Annotated in this window: 15 protein-coding genes; 7 read left to right on the top strand and 8 right to left on the bottom strand. The window is 64.6% G+C overall.

Going from position 1 to position 15,600, the window contains the following annotated elements:
- The first annotated feature begins 155 nt into the window (after window positions 1-155).
- The gene (locus QZY48_RS27730) at window positions 156-1,055 is read left to right on the top strand and encodes a radical SAM protein (RefSeq protein WP_295436858.1); all 900 of its coding nucleotides are present in this window, start codon (window positions 156-158) and stop codon (window positions 1,053-1,055) included.
- Between the two features lie 195 nt (window positions 1,056-1,250).
- On the opposite strand, the gene QZY48_RS27725 is transcribed toward QZY48_RS27730, so the two are convergent.
- The 7 genes from QZY48_RS27725 to QZY48_RS27695 form a co-directional block, all read right to left on the bottom strand.
- Complete coding sequence (locus QZY48_RS27725; protein WP_295436856.1) at window positions 1,251-1,679, bottom strand: MaoC family dehydratase; 429 nt, start codon at window positions 1,677-1,679, stop codon at window positions 1,251-1,253.
- 14 nt (window positions 1,680-1,693) lie between these two features.
- Window positions 1,694-3,346, bottom strand: a complete 1,653-nt coding sequence (locus QZY48_RS27720) for an electron transfer flavoprotein-ubiquinone oxidoreductase (RefSeq protein ID WP_295436854.1) — start codon at window positions 3,344-3,346, stop codon at window positions 1,694-1,696.
- Window positions 3,347-3,356: 10 nt separating this feature from the next.
- The gene (locus QZY48_RS27715; RefSeq protein ID WP_295436852.1) at window positions 3,357-5,126 is read right to left on the bottom strand and encodes an acyl-CoA dehydrogenase; all 1,770 of its coding nucleotides are present in this window, start codon (window positions 5,124-5,126) and stop codon (window positions 3,357-3,359) included.
- 14 nt (window positions 5,127-5,140) lie between these two features.
- Window positions 5,141-6,070 (bottom strand): FAD-binding protein, encoded by a 930-nt coding sequence (locus tag QZY48_RS27710; protein WP_295436850.1) that lies wholly within the window; start codon window positions 6,068-6,070, stop codon window positions 5,141-5,143.
- An 11-nt stretch (window positions 6,071-6,081) separates the two neighbouring features.
- The gene (locus QZY48_RS27705; protein ID WP_295436849.1) at window positions 6,082-6,834 is read right to left on the bottom strand and encodes an electron transfer flavoprotein subunit beta/FixA family protein; all 753 of its coding nucleotides are present in this window, start codon (window positions 6,832-6,834) and stop codon (window positions 6,082-6,084) included.
- 2 nt (window positions 6,835-6,836) lie between these two features.
- Entirely contained in the window at window positions 6,837-8,471 is a 1,635-nt protein-coding gene (locus tag QZY48_RS27700) for an acyl-CoA synthetase (RefSeq protein ID WP_295436846.1), read from the bottom strand.
- A gap of 391 nt (window positions 8,472-8,862) precedes the next feature.
- Window positions 8,863-9,180, bottom strand: a complete 318-nt coding sequence (locus tag QZY48_RS27695) for a hypothetical protein (RefSeq protein WP_295436845.1) — start codon at window positions 9,178-9,180, stop codon at window positions 8,863-8,865.
- A gap of 370 nt (window positions 9,181-9,550) precedes the next feature.
- Between QZY48_RS27695 and QZY48_RS27690 the strand changes: the two genes are divergently transcribed.
- The gene (locus QZY48_RS27690) at window positions 9,551-11,695 is read left to right on the top strand and encodes an alkyl sulfatase dimerization domain-containing protein (RefSeq protein WP_295436844.1); all 2,145 of its coding nucleotides are present in this window, start codon (window positions 9,551-9,553) and stop codon (window positions 11,693-11,695) included.
- Between the two features lie 284 nt (window positions 11,696-11,979).
- Here the strand turns inward: QZY48_RS27690 and QZY48_RS27685 are convergent, their stop codons facing one another.
- Window positions 11,980-12,420 (bottom strand): thioesterase family protein, encoded by a 441-nt coding sequence (locus QZY48_RS27685; protein WP_295436843.1) that lies wholly within the window; start codon window positions 12,418-12,420, stop codon window positions 11,980-11,982.
- Window positions 12,421-12,687: 267 nt separating this feature from the next.
- On the opposite strand from QZY48_RS27685, the gene QZY48_RS27680 reads away from it, so the two are divergent.
- From QZY48_RS27680 to QZY48_RS27660, 5 genes are all read left to right on the top strand, one after another.
- Window positions 12,688-13,350, top strand: a complete 663-nt coding sequence (locus QZY48_RS27680) for a thiopurine S-methyltransferase (protein ID WP_295436842.1) — start codon at window positions 12,688-12,690, stop codon at window positions 13,348-13,350.
- Window positions 13,351-13,434: 84 nt separating this feature from the next.
- A complete protein-coding gene (locus QZY48_RS27675; protein WP_295436841.1) occupies window positions 13,435-13,614 on the top strand; it encodes a hypothetical protein in 180 nt (59 codons plus the stop codon).
- 11 nt (window positions 13,615-13,625) lie between these two features.
- Window positions 13,626-14,408 (top strand): enoyl-ACP reductase FabI, encoded by a 783-nt coding sequence (fabI, locus tag QZY48_RS27670; protein ID WP_295436839.1) that lies wholly within the window; start codon window positions 13,626-13,628, stop codon window positions 14,406-14,408.
- Between the two features lie 19 nt (window positions 14,409-14,427).
- A complete protein-coding gene (locus QZY48_RS27665; protein ID WP_295436837.1) occupies window positions 14,428-14,940 on the top strand; it encodes a CoA-transferase in 513 nt (170 codons plus the stop codon).
- Window positions 14,941-14,943: 3 nt separating this feature from the next.
- Complete coding sequence (locus tag QZY48_RS27660) at window positions 14,944-15,519, top strand: hypothetical protein (RefSeq protein WP_295436836.1); 576 nt, start codon at window positions 14,944-14,946, stop codon at window positions 15,517-15,519.
- Window positions 15,520-15,600: the final 81 nt, after the last annotated feature.

Genomic DNA, 15,600 nt, shown 5'->3' with positions numbered 1-15,600 from the left:
TTTGGCGTGCTAGAGAATCCCGGGTGCTACGATAGGCTCGACAACGACAACGACAACGACAACGACAACGACAACGACAACGACAACGACAACGACGGGACAAGCATTCCCTAATGACTCCGGAACGTTGAACACACGAGAAAAGGGGCAGCGCCTTGAGCCAGTCTTCACCCATCCGCTATGTCGAGCCGGTCTTCCGACCGCCGAGCGAGGCCGATTCGCTGATCCTGCCGGTCACCGACGGCTGTTCGTGGAACAAGTGCACCTTCTGCGAGATGTATACCGCGCCGCAGAAGCGCTTTCGTGCCCGGGATGAGGGCGAGGTGCTCGACAGTATCCGCCGTACCGGCGAGTCCGGCGGCGATCAGGCGCGGCGGGTGTTCCTGGCCGACGGCGATGCACTGGTGTTGCCGACGCGGCGCCTGCTGGCCTATCTGGAGGCGATCCGCACCCAGTTGCCGGGCGTGCATCGCGTCTCCAGCTATTGCCTGGCGCGTAATCTGAAAAGGAAAAGCGTCAGTGAGCTGACTGAGCTTTGTGATGCGGGCCTGACGCTTGTCTACCTCGGGGCCGAGTCGGGAGACGACGCGGTGCTCGCGCGGGTGCACAAGGGCGAGGACTTTGAATCGACGCGCGCTGCGCTCGACAAACTGGGTGCGGCCGGCATCCGGCGCTCGGTGATGATCATCAATGGTCTGGGCGGCGAATCACTCACCGTGCAGCACGCCGAGAACTCCGCGCGCCTGATCAATGCCGCTCAACCCGAATACCTGTCCACGCTGGTGCTCACGCTGAACGACGGCGGGGCCCGTTATCTCGCGGCTTGGCCCGACTGGCAGGCACTGTCGCAGACGAGCCTGTTCCGCGAAATGGAACGCTTTCTGTCGGCCCTGGAGTTGCGCCGGACCATCTTTCGCTCCGACCACGCATCGAATTGGCTGGTGCTCAAGGGCACGCTCGGCGTCGATAAGGCACGGCTGCTGGCGCAGGTCAGGACGGCGATCGAGAGGCCGGACGCGGTGTCATTGCGGGCGGCCTGGATGCGAGGATTGTAGGGCGGCGCGAGACGCCGCCCAGTTCAACCTAAAAATCCACAGATGGACACAGATGAACACAGATTTCTCTGCGGATGATCATGCGTTTGTCGGTCGTGTCGCAATCGCTGGCAAGATGAGTCCCCTGCCAATCGTAAGTCAATGAATTATCTGTGATAATCTGTGTTCATCTGTGGATGACTGCTTCTTCTGGAATCAGGCCCCAGCGACCGGCGTCCGCAGCCAGGGCACGGACAGGACCGCCTCGCCGGTGACCAGGGTCTTGCCCTGATTGTCTTCGCAGGTCGTCGCCATGGTGACGATGCCCTTGTCCTGGCGGATCGCCGTCACCTCGACCTTGGCAATGACCTCCATATCGAGATACACCGGCGACTTGAATTTCAGGTTTTGCCCCAGGTAGATGGCCCCATGGCCCGGCAGCCGTTCACCCAGCAGGGCCGAGAACAGGCTGCCGACCAGCATCCCGTGCACGATGCGCTGTTTGAACGGAGTGCCGGCCGCGTATTCCGCATCCAGGTGGATACGATTGTGGTCGTCCACCAGATCGGCAAAGTCCTGCACGTCGGCTTCCGTGAAGGCACGTTTGAGGGTGGCACTGTCGCCCACCTTGATTTCGCGTGACATTCTTCTCGATCTCCCTACATATTCGGATAATTGGGGCCGCCGCCGCCTTCCGGCGCGACCCAGGTGATGTTCTGCGCCGGGTCCTTGATATCGCAGGTCTTGCAGTGTACGCAATTGGCGGCGTTGATCTGGAAGCGCTGCGCGCTGCCCTCGCCGACGATCTCATAGACGCCCGCCGGGCAATAGCGCTGGGCCGGCTCCGCGTATTCCGCCAGGTTGCGGCCGAGCGGGAGCGATGGATCGGCCAGGTGCAGGTGACAGGGCTGGTCCTCCTCGTGGCTGGTGTTGGAGAGGAACACGGAGGAGAGCTTATCGAAGCTCAACACCCCATCCGGTTTGGGGTAGGCGATGGGCTCGCACTCGCGTGCCGGGCGCAGCCGGGCACAGTCCGGGGTCTTGTCGTGCAGGGCGATCGGCAGCCTGCCGCGAAACACCGTCTGGTCCAGGGCGAAGAGGGCGCCGCCGAGCAGGGGGCCGAGTTTGTGCAGCGCCGGGGCGAAGGTGCGGCTGCTTTGCAGCTCATCGTAGACCCAGGACGCGCGGAAACGCTCGGCGAATCCGCTGAGATCCTGGCCGCCCTGGTCGCCTTGGCCGAGCGCCGCGGCGATCTCCTCGGCGGCCAGCATCCCGCTCTTCATCCCCGTATGGACGCCCTTGAGCTTGGCTGAATTGAGGGTGCCGGCATTGCAGCCCACCAGGAAGCCGCCGGGAAAATGCATGGTCGGAAGGGCATTGAATCCACCCTTGGTCAGCGCCCGCGCACCATAGGCGACACGCTTGCCGCCCTGCAGATACTGCGCGAGCAGCGGGTGATGCTTCATGCGCTGGAAGTCGTCGTAAGGGCTGATCCAGGGGTTGCGGTAGTTGAGATCGACGACCAATCCGACCGCGATCTGATGGTTCTCCAGGTGATAGAGAAAAAAGCCACCGCCGGTGTCGCCCGCCAAGGGCCAGCCGGTCCCGTGAACCACCAGGCCTTCCACATGCCGCGGTGGGGGTACATCCCAGAGTTCCTTCAGACCGATACCGTAATGCTGGGTGTCGGCCTGCGCATCCAGTCCAAAGCGGGCATACAGGGTCTTGCCCAGTTGACCACGGCAACCCTCGGCGAACACCGTATAGCGGGCCAGCAAGTCCATACCGGGCGTGAAGCTGTCCTTGTGGGAGCCGTCCGCCGCGATACCCATATCCCCGGTGGCAATGCCCTTGACCTCGCCCTGCTCCCCGAACAGCACCTGCGCGGCGGCGAAACCCGGGAAGATCTCGACCCCCAGGGCCTCGGCCTGGGTCGCCAGCCAGCGGCAGAGATTGCCGACGCTGACGATGTAGCCGTCGTGATTGTGCATGGCGCGCGGCAACAGCGCATGGGGGACCTTCCAGGCGCTGCCGGCGCTGCGCAGCAGGTGCATCTCCTCCCGGGTCACGCGGGTGCTGAGCGGGGCGCCGCGCTGCTGCCAATCGGGAAACAACTCGTCGAGCGCGCGGCTCTCGATGATGGCGCCGGAGAGGATGTGCGCACCCACCTCGGAGCCCTTTTCCACCACGCAGACGCTGGGTTCACGGCCCTGCTCCTGGGCCAACTGCGCCAACCGACAGGCACAGGCCAGCCCGGCCGGCCCGGCGCCGACGATGACGACATCGAACTGCATTGATTCGCGTTCGCTCATGACTGCCGCCTTAGAGTTGCTCGGCCGTCAGGGCCATGGTGCTTTCACTGCCGGCCAGCACCGAGGCCAGACAGGCCCCGGTACGCGGCAACAGGTGCTCGCAGAAGAACCGCGTGGTCGTCAGCTTGGCGCTGAGCAGTTGCGGGTCGCCCTCGCCGGCATTGAGCATCAACTGCGCCTGCTGGGCGCTCTTCACCATGAGCCAGCCCCCGCAGAGGTACCCGAACAGCATCAGGAAATTGACGCTGGCACTGCCGGCGAGATGGCGATCGGCCGCCGCACCATCCAGCAGCGACTGGCGCGCCCTGGTGCCGGCCGCGACCGCCGCCTCGAACGCCTTCACCACGCTGCCGTAGCGATAGGGCGTGGAGCGCAATTCGGCCGCGGTCTGTTCCATCTCAGTGAGCAGGGCAAGCAGGGTCTCGCCCTTATTGGCCAGCATCTTGCGGCCGACGAAATCCAGGGCCTGGATGCCGGTGGTGCCCTCGTAGATGGGCAGGATGCGGGCGTCGCGGTAGTGCTGGGCCGCGCCCGCCTCCTCCACATAGCCCATGCCGCCATCGATCTGGATGCCGAGCGAGGTCAATTCCTGCGCCAGCTCCGTCAACCAGCCCTTGACGATCGGGGTATAGACCTCGAGCCGGGCAAAGTGGCGGGCGGCGACGGCCGGATCGGTCGCATACCGCGCCCGGTCGGCCTCGGCCGCCGCGACCAATGCGAGCACGCGCATCGCCTCGATGCAGCTCTTCATCGTCATCAACATGCGGCGCACGTCGGGGAATTCGATGATGGGGATGCGTGAGCCGTCGCGCCGCGTCCCCTGCAGCCGGTCCTTGGCGTATTGCAGGGCCTCCTGATAGGCGCGCTCGGAGATGGCCAACCCCTGCAGACCGACCGACTGCCGGGCGTGGTTCATCATCGTGAACATGTACGCCAGGCCATTGTTGGGTTCACCCACCAGGAAGCCGACGGCATCGGTGAAGTCCATCAGGCAGGTCGGGCTCGCGTGGATACCGAGCTTGTGCTCCAGCGACAGGCAGTTGACCGCGTTGCGCTCGCCCGGCTCGCCCTTGGCATCGAGCAGGAACTTGGGCACGATGAAGAGTGAAATGCCCTTCACGCCGGGGGGTGCATCGGGCAGCCTGGCCAGCACCAGGTGCACGATGTTATCGGTCATCCCGTGGTCGCCCCAGGTGATGTACAGCTTCTGCCCGGTGATCAGGTAGTGATCGCCCGCGGGCCTGGCCTTGGTCTTGATGGCGGCAAGATCGGAGCCCGCGTCGGCCTCCGTGATATTCATGGTGCCGGTCCATTCGCCGGCCGCCAGCTTGGGCAGATACAGCGCCTTGAGCGCATCGTCGGCATGGTGGCCGATGGCCTCCATCGCACCCTGGCTGAGCATGGGGCACAGGGCGAAGGCCATATTGGCGGAGTGCCAGATCTCGTTTACCGCGGTACCCAAACAATTGGGCAGGTCCTGGCCCCCGAAATCCTCCGCGACCGTCAGCGACAGCCAACCGGCATCGGCGAACTGGCGATAGGCGTCCTTGAATCCGGGGCTTTCCTCCACGCCCTGGGCGCCCATCCTGGCGCCCTCGCGGTCGCCCACCCGGTTGAGCGGGGCCAGCACCTCGCTGCCCAGCCGGCCGGCCTCCGAGAGGATGGTCGCCGCCAGATCCGCATTGATCTCGTCATGGCCCGCCGCCGCGCAGAGGCCATCGAAATCGACCACTTTGCGCAAGACGAAAGCGACGTCCTGATAGGGGTGCAAATAGCTCATGCTCTGATTCCTGCTCAAATACTGTCAATCAATTCGGGCAAGGCGGTAAAGAGATCCGCGACCAGCCCATAATCCGCCACCTGGAAGATCGGGGCCTCGGCATCGCTGTTGATGGCGGCGATGACCTTGGACTCCTTCATGCCGGCAAGATGCTGGATGGCCCCGGAGATCCCCACGGCGATATAGAGGTCGGGGGCCACGACCTTGCCGGTCTGTCCCACCTGCAGATCGTTGGGTACATAGCCCGCGTCGACCGCCGCCCGGGTCGCGCCCACCGCCGCCCCGAGCTTGTCGGCCAGGCGATAGAGAAGCGCGAAATTCTCCGCCGAACCGACCCCGCGACCGCCGGATACGACGATACGCGCCGAGGTGAGTTCCGGCCGATCGGACTCGACCAGCGATTCACTGACGAAGCGCGTTCTCACCGCCTCGAATACCTCCGGCACTGGGGTGATCGCGGCGCTGCCGCCGGTCGTCGCCACGGCGGGGAAGGCGGTGGCGCGCACCGTCGCCACGATGACCGGGTCCTCGACCTGCACGGTGGCGATGGCATTGCCGGCGTAGATGGGGCGCCGGAAGCTGTCGGGGCCGACCACCGCGGTGATGTCCGATACCTGGTTCACCCCCAGGAGCGCCGCCACCCGCGGCATGAAGTCCTTGCCGGTGGTGGTGGCGGGGGCCAGGATATGGCGGTGTCCCGGGGCCAGGGCCACGACCAGGCGGGCGATATTCTCCGCCAACTGGTGCGCATAGGCCGGGGCGTCCGCCAGCAGGACGGTCCGCACCCCGGGGATGGCGGCAACGGCGTCGGCCACGGCCTGGCAGCCGCTGCCGGCGACCAGTACATCGAGGTCGCCGCCGATTTGCGTCGCCGCCGCCAGGGTGTGCAGGGTGGCGGACTTCAGTTGGTGATGGTCGTGCTCAGCGATAACGAGAATACTCATGGCCTGCTCCCCTATAACACCTGGGCCTGATTTTTCAGGCAATCGACCAGCGCCGCCACCGACTCGACCTTGATACCGCCGCGGCGCTCCGTCGGGGGCGTCACCCCCAGGAGCTTGACACCGGTGCCGGGACCGACCGCGAGTGCCGCGGGACTGGTCGTCGCCAGCGGCTTACGCTTGGCCTTCATGATGTCGGGGAGCTTGATATAACGCGGCGTATTCAGGCGCAGGTCCGCGGTGACGACCGCGGGCAGCGTCAACGCGAGCGTTTGAAGCCCGCCGTCGATCTCGCGCGTCACCTCGACCTCGGCCCCCTTGACCTCGAGCTTCGAGGCAAAGGTGGCCTGGGGCCAGTCGAGGAGTGCGGCCAGCATCTGGCCGGTCTGGTTGTTGTCCGTGTCGATCGCCTGCTTACCCAGCAGCACCAGCCCCGGCTGCTCGTCGCGCACCACCTGTGCCAGCAGACGCGCGACGGCCAGACCGCTCAACTCGGTATCGTCCGTCTCGACCCAGATGCCGCGATCCGCGCCCGCGGCCAAGGCGGAGCGGATCTGCTCCTGCACCGCCTTGGGGCCGATGGAGACTACCACGACCTCGGTGGCGGCCCCGCTCTCCTTCAGCCGCACCGACTCCTCGACGGCGATCTCGCAGAAGGGATTGATGGACATTTTGACATTCGCGAGATCGACATTACTGTTGTCGGCCCGGACCCGCACCTTGACGTTGTAGTCAATGACGCGCTTGACGGCTACCAGCACCTTCATTCTCAAACCTCCGGGTTCGCGAGCTGACGCAAGAGATATTTCTGGAGCTTGCCGGTCGAGGTCCGCGGCAAGGTCTGAAACACGACGACCCGCGGCACCTTGAAGTGGGCCAGACGCTCGCGGCAATACGCAATGACCTCCTGCTCGGTCATTTCCGCACCAGGTTTCAGCGTGATGAAGGCGCAGGGTATTTCACCCCACTTGGCGTCGCGCTTGGCGACGACCGCGGCGTCCTGGATCAGCGGATGCTCAAACAGCGTATTCTCCACCTCGATGCTGGAGATATTCTCACCGCCGGAAATGATGATGTCCTTGGAGCGGTCCTTGATCTCGATATAGCCGTCGGGGTGCCAGACCGCGAGATCGCCGGAGCGGAACCAGCCGCCGTCGAAGGCCGCCTCGGTGGTCTTCGGATTCTTCAGATAGCCCTTCATGACGATATTGCCGCGCATGAAGATCTCGCCCATGCTCTCGCCGTCCTGCTGCACCGGGACCAGCGTCACCGGGTTGGCAACCATCAGACCCTCCTGCATCGGCACCCGCACGCCCTGGCGCGACTTCATCCGGCTCCGCTCCTCGATGGGCTTGTCATCCCAGTCATGGTTCCAGGCGCACACGACGCAGGGGCCGTAGGTCTCAGTCAGGCCGTAGACATGGGTGACGTCGAAGCCCATCTCCTCCATGCCCTGAATCACGGCGGCGGGCGGCGGTGCACCGGCGGTCATGATCCGCACCTGGTGGTCGATGCCCTCCTTCAGCGGCGCCGGGGCATTCGTGATCATGCTGAGCACAATGGGTGCGCCGCAGAGGTGATCGACCCGTTCCTTCCTGATCATATCCAGGATGGCGGGGGCCCGTACCTGACGCAGACACACGTTCACCCCGGCGACCGCGGCGATCGTCCAGGGGAAACACCAGCCGTTACAGTGGAACATCGGCAGTGTCCACAAATAGATCGCGTGGTTCGGCATGCTCCAGGACAGGGCGTTGCTGACCGCGTTAAGGTAGGCGCCGCGATGGTGATAGACCACACCCTTGGGATCGCCGGTGGTGCCCGAGGTATAGTTGAGGCTGATCGCGTTCCATTCGTCGGCGGGGCCTTGCCAGGCGAAGTTGGGATCGGCGTTGGCGAGGAATGCCTCGTAGGTCATCTCGCCCAACAATTCGCCGCCCTCGAACGAGGGGTCGTCGATATCGATGACCAGCGGACGCACCTCCATCCGCGCCAGCGCTACACTGACGATCGGCGACATCTCGCGTTCGGTGATCAGCACCTTGGCCTCGGAGTGCTGCATGATGAAGGCCACGGCCCGGGCATCAAGCCGGGTATTGATGGAGTTGAGCACGGCCCCCACCATCGGCACGCCGAAGTGCGCCTCGAAATGCTCGGGCAGGTTCGGGCACATGACTGCGACCGTATCGCCCAAGCCGATGCCGCGCTTACTGAGCGCACTGGCCAGGCGGCGGCACCGCGCATAGGTCTCGCTCCAGGTGCGCCGGACCTCGCCGTGTATGACCGCAAGCTTGTCCGGAAAGACGGTTGCCGCACGTTCAAGAAACGTCAAGGGGCTCAGGGGCTCGTAGTTGGCAGCGACCTGAAGGAGGTCCCGATTGTAGATGTTGTCCGCAGCAGACATGGGTTTGATAACCTCATTGACAGCATTAGCGTACTTGCGCTCGCGCCGCACGGGGCCGCGATCGTCGGTGCCGGGCCGACCCGCATCGCTCGCCCCGGGCGGGACCAAGCTCGATGGGGGCGGGTCGCACACTTACCGTTGGGGCAGGGCGCCTCGATCGACCGGTGGGCGCAACCATGGTGCGGCGGCGTCCTGGCCGCGGCGCCACTCTCCCGTCAGCATACTACCCCAGCAAGACAGCGTATACCGTGCGATGGCGCACGCACGACCTCGGTGGTTTGGGCGCCAACGCAAGCCGGGAATCCAAGAGGACGAGGCGTTCAGCGGCGCTGTTCAGAAAATAATAGCCAGATCAATCGACGACACTGCCAACCGGACGGGAACTTCGGGATCAAGTCGCCGGTGTCCGCGTCCAGCACACTCCGGCCCGGAACCAGGCCAGTCGCGCGGGGCGGGACCAGGATCGATGCCAAGTGCTCAGTTCAACCTTGACGCGCAAATCGGGAGCGCGCGCGATGAGGTCAGCCACCGCGCGGTTGGCGGACAGTTCCCCCGCGTAGGCCCCCACGGCGACGGCAAAGTGTCGCGTCTCAAGCCCTTGCAACAACTCGATCTCGCGCTGGGACAGGTGTTGTGCCTTGGCGGCGCGGTGAAAGGTCCCGTAACGCGAGAGCGCCAGGGCATGGGCCAACTGTTGGAACTTGATCATGATGCATTAAAGGATCAGAGAGGCACGAACCATGCATTTGACTTTCGTCGGCAGCGGATCGATCCTTGGCCGCGCCACGCCCTGGTGGTTTGATTGTCGGATGGTACCTGCGACCATAAGAACGATGGAAATGACTCAGCGCAACAACGGCTTGTCCGAAAGTTCAACGAACGTTGGCCGGTCGAGGGCGGTTGGCGCTACGTCTCGATCGAAAAGAAAATCGAAGGACGCGACGTCGAGACCGACTTCAGCGGTCCCTTGCCTGGCTTGACGGCGCGGTTCTGATGCGCGCCCTACTGTGACCTCGCCGCATTTTCCCGCTCCGAGCCCGCCTTGTTCCCAGACGAAAACCTCGACTCAGGAGATAGAGATGAAGACCGGCCAAGTTTTCCGCAGAGTGATGATTGCCGCGGGTACCGCTGTCGTATTCGGCAGCCCGCTTGTCCTCGACGCGGGCTCTGCCCAGGCACTGGCGCAGCCGCAGGCAACGGACCCGGGTGCGAAACACTTCGACGCCAAGGGCAACCTGCCGTCGACCTACACGATCGAATTGCGCAAGGGCATCTCCGCCACCCTGCCCTTCGAGGACAAGCGTGACTTCGACGAGGCCAAGCTGGGCTTCATCGCCGAGCCGCCGTTCCTGACGATCATGGCCGACGCCGGCAACGTCGCCTGGGACATGGGCAGCTACCAGTGGCTGTTGCAGGGCAAGGACTTCGAGAGCATCCATCCGTCGCTGCAGCGGCAAGCCGTGCTGAACATGGCCTATGGTTTGTACGAAGTCGTGCCGGGCAGGATCTACCAGGTGCGCGGCTTCGACCTGGCCAACATCAGCTTCATTAAGGGCGATACTGGCTGGATCATCTTCGATCCGCTGACAGCGAAGGAAACTGCCCGGGCGGCGCTCACCTTCATCAATGAGAAGCTCGGCGCGCGGCCGGTGCTGGGCGTCATCTACTCGCACTCGCACGTCGACCACTTCGGCGGCGTGCGCGGCGTGGTGGATGAGGCCGACGTGGTCAGCGGCAAGGTCAAGGTCATCGCGCCGGAGGGCTTCATGCAGGCGGCGATCGAGGAGAACGTGTTCACCGGCAACGCCATGTCGCGCCGCACCCAGTACTCATACGCCGTGCTGCTGCCGCGCGACCCATTCGGTCACGCGGACCAGTCGATCGGCAAGAACGTGGCGAGTGGCAACGTCGGGCTGATCGCGCCGAACCTCATCATCAAGAAGGACTTCGAGGAAGTGACCATCGACGGCGTGAAGATGGTGTTCCAGAACACGCCCGATACCGAGGCGCCGGTCGAGATGAACACCTGGTTCCCGCAGTTCAAGGCCTTCTGGGCGGCCGAGAACATCACGGGCACCATCCACAACATCTACACGCCGCGCGGCGCGCCGGTGCGCAATGCGCTGAACTGGTCCAAGCAGATCAACGTGGCGCTCTACCGGTTCGGCCAGGACGCCGAGGTGATGTTCGCCTCCCACAGCTGGCCGCGCTGGGGCAATGCCCGCATCCAGGAAGTGATGCGCACGCAACGCGACACCTACGCCAACCTCAACAACCAGTCGCTGCACTACGCCAACCTGGGCGTGACCATCAACGAGATCCAGAACGTCTACCAGCTCCCGCCGAGCCTGTGGAAGCAATGGCCCGCGCACAGCTACCACGGGTCGGAACAGCACAACAGCCGCGGCGTCATCAACCGCTTCCTCGGCTACTGGGACGGCAACCCGGTGAACATCGCACCACTGTCGGCCAAGGACTCGGCACCACTCTACGTCGAGATGATGGGGGGCGCCGACAAAATCCTGGCCAAGGGCAAGGAACTCAATGCTCAGGGCAAGTACAACGAGGCGTCCGAAATCCTGAATAAGCTCGTGTTCGCGCAACCGGGCAACCAGGCGGCGAAGAACCTGCTGGCGGACGCCTTCGAGCAACTCGGCTACCAGAAAGAAAGCCCGACACTGCGTAACATCTTTCTGCAGGGCGCCTACGAGCTGCGCAACGGGCTTCCGGGCGGCACGCCGGTCAGGTCGTCCGGGCCGGACATGATCCGGGCGATGTCGACCGAGAACTGGCTCGACTTCATCGGCATCAGCATCGACCCAAAGAAGGCCGAGGGCATGGCGTTCGTCATCAACCTGATCACCCCCGATAACGGTGAGAAGTACCTGATCGAACTGAGCAACGCGACGCTCACTAACATCAAGGGCGAGCAGGCGAGGAGCCCGAATCTCACCATCACCCTCAATCGCGCGGACCTCAACCAGGTGATGATGGGTACCAGCTCATTCGATGATCTGATCAAGGCCGGCAAGGCGAAGTTCGCAGGCGACCGTAAGCCCTTCGACCAGCTAGCGAGTATCCTGGTCAGGTTCGCGCCGAACTTCGAGATCCTGCCGGGAACCGCCGTCCAGAATACGACAGCGGCGGCGGATACGAAGCCGAATGAGGAACCAAACCCGTTCAAGTTGCCCGATTTGATGCCGGCGAACGCGGCCGGCGACTGACGGCGCAACACAACTGGTTACCGCACCTGGCCCGCTGCGGCAACCAGACAGCATGGTGCGTCGGCGGGCGCGTACAACGCTTATCGGTACGGTCTGCGGGCGCCGGCACGCCGACGCTTGATGTCAACACGCACAGGTCTTGGAGGCCCTGGATGAAACTCGTTCAAACGCTGCGTTCGCCGCGCCGCCGATCGCGGCCGGAGGCCGCTCCCACAGCGTCGCTGCGCGACTTTCACGGTAAAGCTGCGGCCATGCGCCCTTGCGGCCCCCGGCCGCGACGGATATCACCCCCGCGGCATCGCCGCCTCGATCCTGGTCCGGAAGCCTTCCGGAATGGCGGCGGGCCGCTTGGCCGCGTAGTCGAAGAACAGGATGCCCAACTTGCCCCGGGCCACTTCGCGGGTGCTGGCCTGGTCGGCGGCCCGCCACAGCAGGTCGAACCCGTACTTGTTGAAGTCGGCGGGGACCATCTCGAAGCTCAGGATTTCGCCGTAAAAGGCCTCCGACACATATTGCATGGCGGCATCGGCGACCACGATGCCGACGCCATCCACGTCCAACTCGTCGTAACCGAGGAAGCGAAAGAAGCGTACCCGCGCCTCCGACAGCAAGCCGATGAGGGCCGCATTGTCGAGGTGCTGCGCCTTGTTGATGTGCGTAACGCAGATCGGCAGTTGGGTCGTGAACAGGACCTCCGGTGGGAGGTCGATGATGATTCGGGCCATGGGGTAGAACCGGCAACAGGAACGGGGGCGATGCTAGCCCCGCACCGGGTCGCTGACAAGCGCCTCCGCGGCTGGGCCGGCGCGGCCGGCTGGCTGGATCGCGCGAAGAGCCGCGCAAGCAGCAACGCCCGGTGGTAACGTGGCGCGTCGGCACCAGGTGCGGGCCGGACGGGGACTGCCCGCCCGCCGGCCTCGGTCGGACCCGTCTTGCCGGTAACCCCCGGTGCGCGGGACTTGAGTGAAACCAGGTGTTAAGGTGTGACCGCCATGCAACCTTCGTTTTGGCACGAGCGCTGGGAGCGGGCCGAAATCGGCTTCCACCAGCAGGATCCCAACGCCCTGCTGGCGCAGTTCTGGAGCCGTCTGGCGCTGCCCACCGGTCAGCGGGTATTGGTCCCGCTCTGCGGCAAGAGCCTCGACCTGCTGTGGCTCGCCGGGGAGGGCCACCCGGTGACCGGGGTGGAACTGAGCCCGGTGGCGGTCGAGGCCTTTTTCCAGGAACAGGGCCTGCACCCGACGCGGCGCGGCAGCGGCGCGATCGAGGTCTGGGAGGCCGATGAGATTCGCATCTTATGCGGGGATTTCTTCGACGTGGCGCCGCACCAGGTCGCTGATTGCGCCGCCGTCTATGATCGCGCCGCGCTGATCGCGCTGCCGCCGCCGATGCGTGAGCGCTACGCCCGCCAACTCGACGCCATTCTGCCGCCCCCCATACAGATGCTGCTGGTAACCCTGGATTACGATCAGGGGCTGCGCCCGGGTCCGCCGTTCGCGGTCGACGAGGCGCAGGTACGGGCACTGTACGAACCGGCGTACGCCGTGGAAATATTGTATATTCGCGATGCCCTGGCCGAGAACTCGGCCTGGCGCGCGCAGGGCCTGACCTGGCTGCACGAGACGGTGTACCGGCTGGCGCGCCGCGGGCCCTAACCGGGGTCGGTAGCCGATGCGTGACGCGGCGCCATTTTCGTTGTCGTTGTCGTTGTCGTAATCGTAATCGTAATCGAGCTTATCGTGGTTCCCCGGATTCTCTTGCACCCCGAATTGCATCGCTTCTCCGACAACGACGACAACAACAACAACAACAACAACGACAACGACAACGACAACGACAACGACAACGGATGCGTCTTACTTTTACTTGACTCATATCGCCGCCCACCGGCGCCGCCTGGCCGTCAATCCACCACTTGAGGAGCCCCCTTATGGCCAATCAACCCCAGATTCCGCTGCTCAAGGGCAAGAAGGCGCTGGTCGTCGGCATCGCCAACGAACACTCCATCGCCTACGGCTGTGCCAAGGCCTTCCGTGAGTTGGAAGCGGACCTGGCCATTACCTATCTCAACGAGAAGGCCAAGCCCTATGTCGAGCCGCTGGCGCAGGCCCTGCAGGCGCCGATCGTCATGCCGCTCGATGTCAGCCAACCGGGGGAGCTCGAGGCGCTGTTCGCCGCCATTACCGCGCAGTGGGGGCGGCTCGATATCCTGGTCCATTCCATCGCCTTCGCCCCCAAGGCCGATTTGCAGGGCGGTTTGCTCAATTGTTCGGCGGCCGGTTTCGCCCAGGCGATGGATATCTCCTGTCACTCGTTCATTCGCATGGCCAGGTTGGCCGCGCCGCTGATGACCGAGGGCGGGGCCATGTTCGCCATGACCTACCACGGCGCCACTGAGGTGGCCCCGAATTACAACGTGATGGGACCGGTCAAGGCGGCACTGGAGAGCGCCTGTCGCTACCTGGCCTATGAATTGGGCCGCAATGGTATCCGCGTCCATGCCATTTCGCCGGGGCCGCTGAAGACCCGCGCCGCCTCGGGGCTCAAAGACTTCGACCTGCTGCTCAACGAGGCGGCCAGCCGCGCCCCGCTCGGGGAGTTGGTGGACATCATGGATGTCGGCTTCACCTGCGCCTTTCTCGCCACCCGCTACGCCCGCCGCCTGACCGGCAGCACCGTCTATGTGGACGGCGGCGTCAATATCATGGCCTGAGACACCGGAGGCTGATCCGATGGCTGACGCGTCTGCGCAACACCCCCTCCTGGCGTCGGCGCGGCTGCCGGCAAAGGGCAAGATCGTCACCGCCGCCGAGGCCGTGCGGCTGATCCGCGACGGCGATACCATCGCCACCGACGGCTTCGCCGACCCGCGTTTCGGCGGCGGCAGGCTCAATGCGCGCACCACGGTCGAGCTGGTGCGGCTGCTGCCGCTGGACGGTCAGGAATACCTCTTCTATCCGGCACGGCCGATCAACGTCGGCATCATTCGCGCCACCACGGCGGATTCCGATGGCAACCTCAGCATGGAGCGCGAGGCACTGACGCTGGAGGTCCTGGCCATCGCCATGGCGGCGCACAATTCCGGCGGACTGGTCATCGCCCAGGTGGAGCGAATCGCCGACCGGGGGGCCTTGAATCCGCGTCAGGTCAAGATGGGGGAGGCGCTGGCCGCGCGCGGCCTGGCGCCCTATATCTATGAGAGTGCCGCGGAGGCGCGCGCGCACCTGCTGCCCTTGGAGTCCTGAGCGATGAATCTATTCCAGTCGATCTTCGGCGGCCGTGAGGAGACCCACGGCAACTACCCCGAGTCGCGCATCGAGGCGGCCATCGAGCGCGCCGTCGATGGCACCGACGCCCGGCTGCGCCTCCTGCCGGGCTACCGCAAGCGCCTGCGCGTGCCCGTCATCCATGCCATCGACCAGATCGTCCCGCTGGTGGACAACATACCCGCACCGGTGGCGGCCGGGCCGCGTGAGTTCACGGCCGACTCCACCCTCTGTGCCTTCTATGCATCCGCCGCGGCGATGCTGGACCAGTTCAGTCGGGACCGCTCGCTCCAGGAGTACCTGGCGACGTCGGAGGGCCGCGGGGCCGAGCGGGTGACCGCACTGGTGCTGGCGGAGCGCACGCAGCGGACCACGCTGGGGATCGATCTGGCGGGCGAGACGCTGCGGCGCGAGGTGCCGCAGGTCACGGTCAACTTCCGTGAACACAACGTGGTCGACCCCAGAGACAGCGAGCCCGAGGCGCGCCGCCAGCTCAAACTGTTTAGTGACAATTATCTTGACCGGTCAGTGACAACTATCTTGGCCGGTCAGAGGTAAGCTGCCGGACATTTTTTTGCCGCGGGAAGGCGCGCAGATGTCGGGTAAACGCATCACTAGACAGCAGGTTGGGTTGTACAT

Source organism: uncultured Thiodictyon sp., assembly GCF_903828115.1.
GTDB lineage: Bacteria > Pseudomonadota > Gammaproteobacteria > Chromatiales > Chromatiaceae > Thiodictyon.
Note: the sequence above shows the minus strand (reverse complement) of the source record. Positions and strands in the feature narration are given on the sequence as shown.

What these genes read in the sequence shown, in the direction of transcription:
- QZY48_RS27725 (WP_295436856.1), bottom strand. Translation starts at nt 1,679, where the DNA reads ATGTCACGCGAAATCAAGGTGGGCGACAGTGCCACCCTCAAACGTGCC.
- QZY48_RS27720 (WP_295436854.1), bottom strand. Translation starts at nt 3,346, where the DNA reads ATGAGCGAACGCGAATCAATGCAGTTCGATGTCGTCATCGTCGGCGCC.
- QZY48_RS27715 (WP_295436852.1), bottom strand. Translation starts at nt 5,126, where the DNA reads ATGAGCTATTTGCACCCCTATCAGGACGTCGCTTTCGTCTTGCGCAAA.
- QZY48_RS27710 (WP_295436850.1), bottom strand. Translation starts at nt 6,070, where the DNA reads ATGAGTATTCTCGTTATCGCTGAGCACGACCATCACCAACTGAAGTCC.
- QZY48_RS27705 (WP_295436849.1), bottom strand. Translation starts at nt 6,834, where the DNA reads ATGAAGGTGCTGGTAGCCGTCAAGCGCGTCATTGACTACAACGTCAAG.
- QZY48_RS27700 (WP_295436846.1), bottom strand. Translation starts at nt 8,471, where the DNA reads ATGTCTGCTGCGGACAACATCTACAATCGGGACCTCCTTCAGGTCGCT.
- QZY48_RS27695 (WP_295436845.1), bottom strand. Translation starts at nt 9,180, where the DNA reads ATGATCAAGTTCCAACAGTTGGCCCATGCCCTGGCGCTCTCGCGTTAC.
- QZY48_RS27690 (WP_295436844.1), top strand. Translation starts at nt 9,551, where the DNA reads ATGAAGACCGGCCAAGTTTTCCGCAGAGTGATGATTGCCGCGGGTACC.
- QZY48_RS27685 (WP_295436843.1), bottom strand. Translation starts at nt 12,420, where the DNA reads ATGGCCCGAATCATCATCGACCTCCCACCGGAGGTCCTGTTCACGACC.
- QZY48_RS27680 (WP_295436842.1), top strand. Translation starts at nt 12,688, where the DNA reads ATGCAACCTTCGTTTTGGCACGAGCGCTGGGAGCGGGCCGAAATCGGC.
- fabI (WP_295436839.1), top strand. Translation starts at nt 13,626, where the DNA reads ATGGCCAATCAACCCCAGATTCCGCTGCTCAAGGGCAAGAAGGCGCTG.
- QZY48_RS27665 (WP_295436837.1), top strand. Translation starts at nt 14,428, where the DNA reads ATGGCTGACGCGTCTGCGCAACACCCCCTCCTGGCGTCGGCGCGGCTG.
- QZY48_RS27660 (WP_295436836.1), top strand. Translation starts at nt 14,944, where the DNA reads ATGAATCTATTCCAGTCGATCTTCGGCGGCCGTGAGGAGACCCACGGC.